Below are 11,990 nucleotides of genomic sequence, written 5' to 3'. Positions count from 1 at the left end.
AATTTGTCAAAAAAACTGTTGCCATTCCAAGAAAAGAGCATAAGGGAAAACTGATAGCACCTTCCTACAGGAAGGTGGCTAAGTTGGCTGTGCCAACTGGTTTTCTTTACAAAATCACTTCATATTTTTTTGATATCATAAAAAAATCCATTTTGGACCTATTTTCGGTCATAATATAGTACCTACTTTTGGTCATAGTTTCGTCCGTAGTTTTGGTCATAGTGACTAAAGCTTTTACGCACAAAAAAAGAGAGTGGCAAGATAAAGCTTGCCACTCTCTTTTCTATTCACAAAATTGGTTTAAATTTACTTTCTTTAACACTTCATTTATATCATAGCAATTATAATGTTTACACAACATCATTCCTAAATTTAACGGTTGTTCCTCTTTATATTTTTTAAGTTCTACATTTTTTTGCGTTTAATTGCTTTTCTCTTTTCTTTATATTCCGCTCCAACTTTCTCTTTAATAGTGACAATAGAATTACATATTTTTGCTAAACTTCCTTAAAAAAATTGGATCTCGATTACTCAAATTTGCTTGCAGACTTTTCTAAGTGCTTTGTTTTTTCTTCATAATTATTTGATTTCATTTCCATTTTCTTCTATTTAAAATTTATTATTTTTATTAGTCGTACGCATAGAACTGATTTCATTTTTTTATCTGTTTGATTATCTAGCGTTTGAAATTCTAAGTTTTGATTGGATTCATCAATATCTTTTTATACTACTTTATTTTATTTACAAAATTTATTTTCTTGTTTACTTTGGTCACAGTTTCATTCGTCACTTCGGTGATATTTTTTCAATATACAAATAAAAAAAGTTGAACCGATATACATTAGGTTCAACTCTTTTTTAGGTTTCATAGGGCATACTATCACTTTTAATCTGATAGATGTAAATCTCTCTTTACTTTTTTGTTATCCATTTTTCAACAATAGCTCCCTTATATGTTGTCAATATTGCTCTACGTATTCTAGCTCTTTAACCCATTCTTTCTCTGAAGTGGAAGAGAATAATCGTTTAATCCCCACTAATTCTTTGCCATAAATTCATGTCAAATACAATTTTTAAAAACCATTTAATTCATGGATTTTCTCTTCACTTTTTTCTAGATAACAATATTTAAAATTGTTTTTTATCTCACATTTCATCTTCAATTCATCTTGAATCATCAGTTCAATATAATTAGTGACCGTGATTTTTTCATTTGTTGCGTTCTTTACTGATTCACATAATTCGTCAAGTTCTAAGAAATCATGCGTACTAAGCTGCAGAATTAATTGCATGACAATCACCTCTTTATTTTTTTAATAGACTATCGAAAAGTGGATTAGGATCATTAAATGTATCTCTGAACAACTCGTTATCTTCATAAGTGAATCTTCGTCTTGGTTTTGATCCCTTATCATTTTCACGGATTTCACTATCAATAATCACTGTTTCATGATTTGAATCAAATTTTTTCGCTGACTTTCTTTCTTCAACGATATTGATTTTTTGTGTTTTTTCTTTCATTTCTCCACTATCTTTTTGAACGTTTTCCCGAACATCTACTGTTTTGAACCCTTGACTACTTGTAGAACTTTGTACATTTTCTCGGACATCTACTGTTTTTGGTTGACTTGTACTGCTACTTTGCAGATTTTCTCGAACATCAATTGTCTTAGTACCTTGACCATTTGAAGAACTTTGTAAATTCTCTCTTACATCAACATTCCGTCCGACATGACCATTCAATGAACCTTGAATATTTTCTCGGACATCTACTGATCGGCCACCTTGACTACTTGTAGAATTTTGTAGATTTTCTTTGACCAATTTTTCTAATCCGGTATTTGAATTTTTAGCTTCATGGATTCTTTCTTTGGTCAACGCTTCTTTTTCGTCCATATTAGCGCCTGTACGCCCTTCTACACGTTTCCTTAACATTTCCTCACGATTCATTGCTTCAGGCGTGTATTTCGCTTCCTGTCGCTTCTGATTAATTAATTCTTCAGCAGACTTAGCTTGACCGTGCATAGCATTTTTACGTTCTTCAATATCTTGTTGGACTTTTTGCTGAATTGCACTTACAGGATTATTATTCGATTCAGCATTATTTTTCATTGCTTCACGCATACGTTCAGAACTAGACATAATTCTATCGGCATTTTCAACCTTAGCACCATCTTTTCTATCCGAAAGACGTGTTGGCATGGAATCAGCATATTTTCCAGTTTCATCTTCTTTATTTTTAGCTAACATAGGTTTGCTATTTTTATTAATAGCGGACACTGTACCATCATCTAAACCTTCTTTGAACTTATTCTTGGTATCATTAGCTATATCACGCATACTTTTAAATGGTTTTGTTGCTCTTTCACTAGCCATTGTAGCTCCATATGAAGCTAAACCTGATAATCCACGTTCATGGGCATATCCCAAAGCTCTTCCAGTTTTGCCAGCTTTTTTTGATAGAGTTTCGCCGAAATTCTTTTCTGGTTTTCGATCTTCTCCTTCTCCGCTGTCTGATCCATTTCCATTTCCGCTTCCTTTGGCACGATTAAATCCATTTGATCCTTTTCTAAATAGCATTGCGCCCATTCCAAAAGCAGAAGCAAGTTGCCCATAGCCTTCTTTGAGTCCAATATCAACACCAAAGTATCTCATGACTGTTCCACTGCCTTTGATTAAAACAAAAACGGCACAGATATAAGCAATTGTTTTTATAAAAATATTTGTTGAGATACCTTGTCCTGAGTTCAGAAAATTGATAAACATAGCAAACATGGATAGTCCAAATCCTTGAAAGCCTACTGTCAAATAGCACTGTAGAATATCTGATAGAACAACTTTTGAACGCTGTCCTGTTTCAATATCTGTTGCAAAAACAAGAACACCTAACACGCGTTTAAATGCAAGTTCTAGTATTGCTGTAATAATGACAAACGCGCTAAACACGTATGCGATTGCCAACGCTGTCAACCCAATCGAAATCCCCCAAAGATTTGCTTGATAGCGATAATAGCCTGATTTCAAGCTATCAGAAAATGTTGATAAAAAGTTATCAGAAAACTTTGTGGCAACAAATTCATTATTAGAATTTTCAACTAATTCATAGCGAAGATTATCCGCAGCTGGATTTTCTTTTTCCAATTTATCAATCACTTTATTCGTCAACACTTGTGTGAGATCCGTCTGTTGAAAATTTTTTCGTGTTAACTTATTCCGATCCTCCGTTTTATCAATGCTTGAGTACTGATCTGTTTTATTAATATATGCCAAATCTGTTACTCCTTGTTTTATCAATGACCAAGCGACTCCGTCATCTGAATTTGTAATCGTAGTAGCATCATTGTAAAATATTTTGGAAAATTGAATACCGCTAGAAATCATCGTTGGCATTAAAAGAATTAATGCTACAGACATCACTATATTCATTGCAACAGATTTTAAATCTATTGTTCCTTTTCCAGTAATCATCTTGTAGCCAACAAACATCAATGAAAGGATCATTAATCCAACGACAATTGTATTCATGACTGATTGATAAACGTTATTTAGCCCTGTACTTTCAATAAAATTGAACAAATCTAGCACATCTGGAATCATATTTTGAATCGAATCAGTCACAGTAAACATACCTTTTACCACAGCCCATCCAAGCCAAAACCCAAACTGACTAAGGAAATCTCCATTGTATTTTTTCAGGTAAGGTCTATAAAGAGAATTATTCAAAAACTCTGTTTGACTTTTTGTGTCATCAAACCAATTGAAAATGCTAGCTTCAACAATATTACTTGTAAAAACAACGCTAATCATTAAAACAAGTACACTGAGTGCTAACCAGTTTATTTTTCTACTAACGATTTTTTCTTTAATTGCTTTCATAGTTTTTCCCCTTCAGCCCATTTTCTAAGACTCTCAGAGAGCTGCTGAGCCATTTTTTGATTAATTATGACATGAGTTACACAGTTGTCATTTTCAGCTCTTAAATCGAGAACTACTGTGTTGAAGCAGATACTCTCGATTAGTTCGAGAGTATCAGTGTTTTGATCAAGACACCAAATCTGATCTATTAGACGATTTTTAATCATGTTTTTTCTCCTTCTAACCAATTATGCATAGGGATTTTAGGTAACTCTTTAATTCCGAATGCTTTATTGAATTGATCTGTAGTCTCTATATTTTCTAAAAGCTGATTTTTATATCTAATTTGAAGTCCATTTAGAAAAAATTTTGCGTAATCGAATAGTCCTTCGTCTGTTTTCGCTTGAAAAACACATGCTTTATGTTGTGTTATAATGCATTGAGCGTTAAGATACTGAGTATTTTCATATAAAAATTCAATGATTTTTCTGATATCATCTATATATACATTAGCGTTTTTCAAATAGTGATACACTTGTAATAATTTTCGACCATCGTCATTATTTTCTTCATAAAGAACACTAACCTTAGTGTAAATTTCTTTTATATTAATATCCTCTTCTTCATTAATTGTATTATTAGATGTATTATTCTCTGTTAACTTTTCTTTGCTAGGGGTGTTAACTTTTGTTAGCGGGGTAGCTAACTTTTCTTTGTCAGGGGTGTTAACAATTCTTATAACTCTTTTATCTACCTCCTTCGAATTTTCTTTATATATAACTTCTCTCGAAATGTAGCCATTTGCTTCTAAAGATTTAAGCCATTTTTGAATAGATACCCTACTAACGCCGTATAAATCTTGAAAATACTGTGTTTTCGCCCAGCAAAATCCTTTTTCATTGCATAAAGCAGTGATTTCACCATACAAAAGCTTTGAACTTGGAATTAAGTCTCGGTCATATCTAACATTAGCGAGGATGATAGCATAGTAATTTCTTTGAATCTTTTGTTCATCACTCATATACTTTCTCCCTATCTTTAAAGTATGTTAAAATGTAGTCAAATAAAGTTTTCTTAGAACTTTATTCATTATCGAGTGTTCCCCTTCGTCTGCAAACTATCGGGAGCACTCTTTTTTATATATTTTTCAATTCTTTTCAATACTAAATTTGTTATTTCATCTTCTCTCAAAACTTTCACCTCTCTTCATTCGAGCAAACATAAACTCATTAACTGCCTTTTTCGAATAAAATTTTCTTGCCCCCAATTCAACCACAGGTAATCCCTCATTTCTTACAGCATTTTTTAAAAAGTTTTCGCTCACATTTAAGTATTCTGCCATTTCTTTTTGATTGAGATATTCCCTTGTCATACCAGCATTTTCTTGAGCCTTTTCAATAGCTTTTGTAGCAATTTGATAAAACTGCTTCAGAAACATTTCCTCCTGCTCTTCTGAGATCATTAATTTTATTGCTTCCACAAAAACCTCTCCTTTTTGATTGTTCTATAACTTCTCTACCTAAATAGTAATTTTTAGTAATGAGCAACAAAAAAATTACTAAAAATTACTATTTTATAATATCTTATAGAAATTCCATTGTCAACATTTTTAATAAATTTTAGTAAATGATAGCAATATATGTTACAATAAATCAGAAAAAGGAGGCTTAGTTATGAAACCTAATCTATCGTTAACTAGTGAACGTATTAGAAAAATTATCGAATCCAAAGGTCTGACATTAGAACGATTCGGTGATTTAATTGGAGACACACCAATAAGTTCCGTTAATAATTGGCTTAGAGGTGTGTCTTTACCCAATAAAAATAGGCTTTTAACAATTGCAAATATTGGAAACACTAGTGCAGACTGGATTAAATGGGGAACTTTGGAAGAATACATAGCTTCATACCTTATAGATTCAGGATATGAGCTATATATTAAGGACTTCCCAGAGATACCTCACAAAGTCTTTAATGATATTCAAGAAAGATATAGTGATACGTTTTCGCTAGATAAAGACTATGAGTTATTGAATCCTATAATAAAAAATATATTTTCAAAATATTACTCAAAAGATTTTGAAATTTATCTAAATGAGATACTTGCTAATGATATCAATCCTCTTATCGAAGAGTATGCTAGTCAAAAACACTCTATCTCTAAAGAGCTATTTTTCAAAAGAGCCAACAGTAGACTTCAAGATAAGATAAGAAATGGGGATTTCAAATACGGTGAAAAAGAAATACTGATTGATTCTTCAAAACAGCTATTAAACGAAATGGACTTAGCCTATCAAGATATTTCACAGTATTCATCTGTCGAGGATTTCTTTTATAAAATTACTAAAAACCAATTTGAAACAGAAAAATTTATTTCTGATCTTAGCAAAAAATACAATTTCCCATATGAGAAAAATAGTATAGTCGCAAAATTTCTAACTAATAATCACGATAAATTTAAAAGCAATTGATTCTTCAAATAACTTCTCTACCTGTAATCATAAAGTAAGGAGAGAATCAAATGGCCACATTTTTTAGTTATAAATTACAAAATGGCGAAAAATATTGGGGATTTGAAACTTATTTAGGAAAAGATCCCAAGACTGGAAAAGATATACGTACAAAGCGTAGAAGATTCAAATCAAAAGCTGAGGCACAAATAGCACTTAATAGACTACTTGTAGACTTTAAAGAAAAACAAGAGTTTAAAATCAATGTTACAACTTTTCAAGAGTTATATGAATTATGGATTGATAACTACAGAACGAGAGTAAAACCATCTTCCGTTGCCGTTGCTCAACGTTTTTGCAAGAACCATATATTACCTGCTTTTGGGGAATTACGATTGGATAAAATAAGTGTTAGTTATTGTCAAAAACAGGTTAATGAATGGCACAAAACATTAAAACAATATGGTTTCTTGAGAAAAACAACTGCTCAAATATTTAAATTTGGAGTAGCAATGGAAGTCTGTAAAGATAATCCTATGTCTAAAACATTGCTTCCAAGAAAAATTGAAGAAGAACAACCCTTGAAGTTTTATACGAAAGATCAATTACAACTATTTTTAAAGAATACTAAAGAAAATAATTCAGTTAAACTGTACACTTTTTTCCGTTTATTAGCTTATACAGGAATGCGTAAAAGCGAGGCATTGGCGCTTCAATGGGAAGATATAGACTATTTCAATAAAACAATAACAATTGGTAAAACTATCGCTCAAGACGAGTTTAATCAAGTAGTTCTACAAGTACCTAAAACTAAAAATTCATCAAGAACGATTCAGCTTGATGATTTTACACTTAAACAACTGCGTATTTGGCAACAAGAACAAATGAAAATAATGATCTTATATGGCTATAACACGAATTCACCAAAGCAGTTTCTTTTCACTACAAACACAAACAAGCTGTACTACCCCCAAGTAGTAAACGATTGGTTAGACTGGATTTACAAAAAGACACCGATGGAGCCTCAAATTACTCCACATGGATTTAGGCATACCCACTGTAGCTTATTGTTTGAAAGTGGTGCGTCGATAAAAGAAGTACAAGAACGATTAGGTCACAAAGATATTAAAACTACCATGAATATCTATGCTCATGTCACACCACAATCTATTAAGAAAACAGGTGACCGATTTGCAAAATTTATGGGCGAATAATTCCAAACGTAGCCAAAAACGTAGCCAACTATTAAAATGCAAATAAAAAAATGCTCGAAACGCTTTAATATCAACGTTTCGAGCAATGAAATAGTTATTATCCAACAGACCCTTCCATCTCATAACTGATCAATCGGTTGAGTTCGACTGCATATTCCATTGGAAGTTCTTTGGTGAATGGTTCAACAAAGCCCATGACGATCATTTCAGTTGCTTCAGATTCGGTCAGGCCTCGGCTCATCAGATAGTAGAGTTGTTCTTCTGAGATTTTTGAGACTTTGGCTTCGTGTTCTAAAGAGACTTGGCTGTTGTGGATCTCATTGAATGGGATCGTATCGGATTTCGACCATTCGTCCATGATGATCGTGTCACATTCGATATGAGAGATCGAACCCGCACTGTTTTTGGCAAAGGTTACTTGTCCTCGATAGTTTACTTCACCGCCGTCTTTTGAGATTGATTTAGAGACGATGGAACTAGAAGTGTTTGGTGCGTTGTGAATCATTTTTGCACCCGTATCTTGGATTTGGTTTGCTCCTGCAAAGGCGATGGAGAGCATGGTGCCTCGTGCGCCTTTTCCATCTAAGTAAACACTTGGGTATTTCATCGTTGTTTTTGCACCTAGGTTTCCGTCGATCCATTCAACGGTTGCGCCTTCGTATGCTTTTGCTCGTTTGGTTACTAAGTTGTACACATTGTCTGACCAGTTTTGGATCGTGGTGTAACGGCAATACGCATCTTTTCTTGTAAAGATTTCTACGATGGCGGCATGCAGACTATTACTTGAATAAGTAGGTGCCGTACAGCCTTCGACATAGTGGATGCTTGCTCCTTCGTCAACGATGATCAGCGTACGTTCGAATTGCCCCGTGTTTTCCGCATTGATCCGGAAGTACGTTTGTAATGGAACATCGACTTTGACGCCTTTTGGCACGTAAATAAAGGTTCCACCTGACCATACGGCTGAATTCAGCGCTGCTAATTTGTTGTCGGTTGGCGGTACAAGTTTTGAAAAGTACTCTTTGAATAATTCAGGGTATTCTTTCAAAGCAGAGTCAGTGTCAGTAAAGACGATTCCTAATTTTTCGAATTCATCTTTCATATTATGGTACACGACTTCTGATTCATATTGTGCGGAAGCACCGGCTAGATAAGCTCGTTCAGCTTCTGGGATACCAATCTTTTCAAATGTATCTTTGATTTTTTCTGGTACGTCTTCCCAGTCACGAGCGGGTTTGTCACTTGGTTTTTGGTAATATTTGATGGCATCGAAATTGATGTCTGAAAGGTCGGGGCCCCATGTTTGCATTGGCATTTTATTGAATGTTTCTAGAGATTTCAGACGGAATTCAAGCATCCATTCTGGTTCGCCTTTGATTCTTGACATCTCACGGATCACTTCTTCTGTCAAGCCTTCTCCTGTACTGAAAACCGGTTCGACATCATCGTGAAACCCGAATTTATATTCTTCTAATTCTGGTACGCCCATGTTCTCACTCCTCTTCCTTGTGGTAATGATGGAAAGCTGCGGTACCATCGTTTTCCATTGCTTTTCCTAGTGCTTTCCAGGCAAGTGTCGCACATTTGATCCGAGCGGGAAATTTAGCTACACCACCAAGCATAGCAGCATCGCCTAATTGGTCGGGATCTTGGACTTCTTTTCCTTGGACAAGCTGTAGAAAGTCTACAGTTAAATGTTCTGCTTCTTCTATTGATTTTCCAATGACGGCGTCTGTCATCATCGAGGCACTTGCCGTACTGATGGAGCAGCCGCTGCCGTCAAAGGCGATATTTTTGATGATTCCGTCTTTTACATCGACTTGCAATTCGATCACATCTCCACATGTGGGGTTGTTCAATTCAATCTTGCTTGTCGAGTCGGTCAAGCTTCCACGATGATGCGGATGGGAAGAATGATCCAAGATCACTTGACGGTATAAATTGTCTAATTTAGATAGTCCCATGTTGGAAAAACTCCTTTGTTGCCATGATTGCTTCAACTAAACGGTCGGCGTCGTGCGTCGTGTTGTAGAAATAAAAGCTGGCGCGAGCAGTCGCTGATACTTCAAGGTACTTCAATAGCGGTTGCGCACAATGATGACCTGCTCTAACGGCTACCCCTTCCATGTCTAAAGCTGTCGCGACATCATGGGGATGTAACCCATCCAAATTGAACGCAACAACTCCTGTCCGAAATTTCGGGTCTTGCGAACCATAAACAGTCAATCCATCGATTGCTTGTAATTTTGGCAACATATAAGCGGCTAGTTCTTCTTCATATCGATGGATATTGTCCATGCCGAGTTCTTGCAAATAATCGATTGCATGGCCTAATGCGATAGCGCCAGCGATATTTGGTGTCCCTGCTTCGAATTTCCAAGGTAGTTCTTTCCATGTACTGTCGTATAATTCGACAAAATCAATCATTTCGCCACCAAATTCAACGGGTTCCATTTCTTCTAACCATTTTCGTTTACCATATAAAACACCAATACCTGTTGGTCCGCACATTTTGTGTCCGCTGAAAGCAAAGAAATCACAGTCTAGTGCTTGGACATCAATGGCCATGTGTGGGGCAGATTGTGCACCATCTACTACGATGACCCCACCGTTTTCATGGACAAGTTCAGCTAATTCTTGAACAGGATTGATGACACCTAAAACATTGGATACATGAGCAATGGAGACGATTTTGGTTTTGTCCGTAATCTTTTTCGCTGCATCCTCCATATCCAGGAAGCCTTCTTCTGTTAGTTCGATATATTTCAGGACGGCACCTGTTCGTTTTGCCAACTGCTGCCATGGGATAACATTAGAATGATGTTCCATGTAAGAGATCACTATCTCGTCTCCTGCTTTGATATAGCGGTCGCCGAAGCTTCTGGCTACCCAATTCAAACTTGTCGTCGTACCACGTGTAAACAGCACTTCTGCTGTTTCTTTTGCATGGATGAACGCTCGTACTTTTTCTCTTGCTTGTTCATACTCATGGGTCGCGCGTTCTGCTAACGTATGGACACCGCGATGAACATTGGCGTTATCGTGTTCGTAATAGTGCGCTAATGCCTGGAGTACTTGTTTTGGCTTTTGGGTCGTCGCTGCATTATCCAGATAAACGAAAGGTTCATCATTGACGTCTTGAAATAAAATAGGAAAATCATTGCGTAGCTTTTTAGCATCGATCATCCATTCAACTTCCCTTCGATTACTTCGACTAATTCTTTCCGAACTTGTTCTACAGGGATTGCCGTTAAGACAGAACCGAGGAATCCTCGAATCACTAAGCGCTCTGCTTCTTCTTTATGCAATCCTCGACTCATCAGATAGTACATTTCTTCTGGATCAACTCGTCCTACACTGGCAGCATGTCCAGCAGTTACTTCGTTTTCATCGATCAAAAGAATAGGATTCGCGTCACCACGTGCTTTGTCAGAAAGCATCAAGACACGGCTTTCTTGTTGAGCATCTGCACCTTTTGCTCCTTTCAGGATGTGGCCGATACCGTTAAAGGTCAATGTTCCTTTTTCTCGGATCACTCCGTGTTGCAAAATATGCCCGATCGTATGAGGTGCTTTATTGGTTACTCGTGTATCGATTCCTTGGATTTGTCTGCCCGAGCTGATCGCCACGATTTTGACTTCTGCGTGTGCACCTTCTCCTGCTAAATCTGAATCAAAGTCAGCGATCACATGACCGTCATTCATGACACCAATTGCCCAGTCGACAGAAGCGTCTCGTAAAATGTGCCCACGGCGATTCATATAAGAAGTAATATTCTCTCCTAATTGATCTACAGCTGAATATTTGATTTTTGAACCAGCTTTAGCGATGACTTCCACGATGATATTACCTGATGATTTTGCTACTTGTTCTTTGGTTGTCTGGAAACGTTCCAGATAAGAAAATTCACTATGTTCATCTGCCACGATCAACACATGCTTGAAGAAGTGCTCATCGGATGCGCCATCTTGAATGAATAAGGACTCGAGTGGTTCATCGATCACGACATTTTTAGGCACATACAGGAAAATACCGCTGTTCATAAAAGCTACATGGAGTGCAGTCAATTGGTCTTCGTCCATGTTTACTGCTTTTTTCATATAATATTCTTGGACTAGTTCTGGGTATTCGATCATTGCAGTAGACAAGTCGGTAAAAATGACTCCTTTTTCTGCTAATTCCACAGGTAGTTGTTCAAAAATCGTCCATGAACCTTGTTGGACAAGCACAGGATTGTCTTTCATTGCATCAAATGCTGGAATCGTGCCTGTTTCACTGATAGTTTGTGTTTCTTTCACATCGAATAACGACCAACGATGGAATTTCACCCGATCGATATGCGGCAATGGCAGTTCATCTGCTTTTGTTAGTGCGTCTTGACGGAAGGTTCTCATCCAATCAGGTTCGCCTTTACTTAAAGAAAAATCATTTACCGCGTCAAGATAATCGAGCCAGTTTTTTTCTTTCATTC

The 11,990-nt window shown here is 36.1% G+C and carries 11 protein-coding genes; 2 read left to right on the top strand and 9 right to left on the bottom strand.

Features of this window, described 5'->3' with window-relative positions; translation table 11 throughout:
- Positions 1-1,073: 1,073 nt before the first annotated feature.
- The 5 genes from HMPREF2731_RS03780 to HMPREF2731_RS03760 form a co-directional block, all read right to left on the bottom strand.
- Positions 1,074-1,292: a hypothetical protein gene (locus HMPREF2731_RS03780; protein WP_002316493.1), complete on the bottom strand. Its 219-nt coding sequence runs from the start codon at positions 1,290-1,292 to the stop codon at positions 1,074-1,076.
- A gap of 13 nt (positions 1,293-1,305) precedes the next feature.
- Positions 1,306-3,876 (bottom strand): pLS20_p028 family conjugation system transmembrane protein, encoded by a 2,571-nt coding sequence (locus HMPREF2731_RS03775; protein WP_002320200.1) that lies wholly within the window; start codon positions 3,874-3,876, stop codon positions 1,306-1,308.
- Complete coding sequence (locus HMPREF2731_RS03770; protein WP_002313375.1) at positions 3,873-4,082, bottom strand: hypothetical protein; 210 nt, start codon at positions 4,080-4,082, stop codon at positions 3,873-3,875. Before HMPREF2731_RS03770 ends, HMPREF2731_RS03775 begins: the two co-directional genes overlap by 4 nt.
- Entirely contained in the window at positions 4,079-4,876 is a 798-nt protein-coding gene (locus tag HMPREF2731_RS03765) for a helix-turn-helix domain-containing protein (RefSeq protein WP_002313374.1), read from the bottom strand. Before HMPREF2731_RS03765 ends, HMPREF2731_RS03770 begins: the two co-directional genes overlap by 4 nt.
- Before the next feature lie 156 nt (positions 4,877-5,032).
- Entirely contained in the window at positions 5,033-5,335 is a 303-nt protein-coding gene (locus tag HMPREF2731_RS03760) for a helix-turn-helix domain-containing protein (RefSeq protein WP_002313373.1), read from the bottom strand.
- A gap of 193 nt (positions 5,336-5,528) precedes the next feature.
- On the opposite strand from HMPREF2731_RS03760, the gene HMPREF2731_RS03755 reads away from it, so the two are divergent.
- Both HMPREF2731_RS03755 and HMPREF2731_RS03750 read left to right on the top strand, forming a co-directional pair.
- Positions 5,529-6,326 (top strand): helix-turn-helix domain-containing protein, encoded by a 798-nt coding sequence (locus HMPREF2731_RS03755; protein ID WP_002295173.1) that lies wholly within the window; start codon positions 5,529-5,531, stop codon positions 6,324-6,326.
- Between the two features lie 50 nt (positions 6,327-6,376).
- Entirely contained in the window at positions 6,377-7,519 is a 1,143-nt protein-coding gene (locus HMPREF2731_RS03750) for a tyrosine-type recombinase/integrase (RefSeq protein WP_002295169.1), read from the top strand.
- A 97-nt stretch (positions 7,520-7,616) separates the two neighbouring features.
- Here the strand turns inward: HMPREF2731_RS03750 and sufB are convergent, their stop codons facing one another.
- Genes sufB through sufD form a run of 4 tightly spaced genes read right to left on the bottom strand, consistent with a single transcriptional unit; the run spans position 7,617 to position 11,988 of the window.
- Positions 7,617-9,008: a Fe-S cluster assembly protein SufB gene (sufB, locus tag HMPREF2731_RS03745; protein WP_002313372.1), complete on the bottom strand. Its 1,392-nt coding sequence runs from the start codon at positions 9,006-9,008 to the stop codon at positions 7,617-7,619.
- Positions 9,009-9,012: 4 nt separating this feature from the next.
- A complete protein-coding gene (gene sufU, locus HMPREF2731_RS03740) occupies positions 9,013-9,483 on the bottom strand; it encodes a Fe-S cluster assembly sulfur transfer protein SufU (RefSeq protein ID WP_002308248.1) in 471 nt (156 codons plus the stop codon).
- Positions 9,470-10,705: a cysteine desulfurase gene (locus HMPREF2731_RS03735; protein WP_070872343.1), complete on the bottom strand. Its 1,236-nt coding sequence runs from the start codon at positions 10,703-10,705 to the stop codon at positions 9,470-9,472. Before HMPREF2731_RS03735 ends, sufU begins: the two co-directional genes overlap by 14 nt.
- Positions 10,702-11,988: a Fe-S cluster assembly protein SufD gene (gene sufD, locus HMPREF2731_RS03730; protein WP_002312073.1), complete on the bottom strand. Its 1,287-nt coding sequence runs from the start codon at positions 11,986-11,988 to the stop codon at positions 10,702-10,704. The genes HMPREF2731_RS03735 and sufD overlap by 4 nt, the downstream gene beginning before the upstream one ends.
- Between the last annotated feature and the right edge of the window lie 2 nt (positions 11,989-11,990).

Origin of the sequence: Enterococcus sp. HMSC072F02 (assembly GCF_001837725.1) — a bacterium.
Classification (GTDB): Bacteria; Bacillota; Bacilli; order Lactobacillales; family Enterococcaceae; genus Enterococcus_B; species Enterococcus_B lactis.
The sequence above is the reverse complement of the archived record's forward strand: the minus strand, read 5'-3'. Positions and strand labels throughout refer to the sequence as shown.